2 protein-coding genes are annotated in these 397 nt (G+C 32.5%); both read right to left on the reverse strand.

The genetic code is table 11. The features are described from left to right. Positions 1 to 114: hypothetical protein (locus tag AB3U87_RS22445; protein ID WP_394150658.1), on the reverse strand; the 114-nt coding region annotated here is incomplete at its 3' end. A 68-nt stretch (positions 115 to 182) separates the two neighbouring features. Then, positions 183 to 397 (reverse strand): hypothetical protein (locus AB3U87_RS22450; RefSeq protein ID WP_394150656.1); only part of this gene is annotated, 215 nt, incomplete at its 5' end.

Here is a 397-nt window from a genome sequence, read left to right on the forward strand (position 1 = left end):
CGTAGGATAATTAAAAATAATATTTATTGGTAATTGATCCCTTATCGTAAAAGAGGTCGCATTATCATTTCCGGTATTTTTGAATCCAATCTCGTAATTTAACTGTTGGCCCAAGGTACATTTTGACCACCTATATTAACCCCAGCAGCATTTTTTACAATTTTGGTTAGAACAATTTTAGGTTAAATAATTTCAACATTAAAGGCATTAAAAAAGAGTCCGTATCCATCTCCTCCTGTACTAAGCTTGAATTTTGCCGAATTATCATTTTTTTTAATAATGGAATTCGAGGCGTTATTCAGATTAATAATACCCGCCTCAAAACCAAGCGTGTTCCCACTATTTGTGTTTCTGCCAGCTAAAGGTCCATTAACATCATTAATTGTACTATTAAAAA

The sequence above is a fragment of the Erwinia plantamica genome (assembly GCF_043420595.1).
Taxonomy (GTDB): domain Bacteria; phylum Pseudomonadota; class Gammaproteobacteria; order Enterobacterales; family Enterobacteriaceae; genus Erwinia; species Erwinia aeris.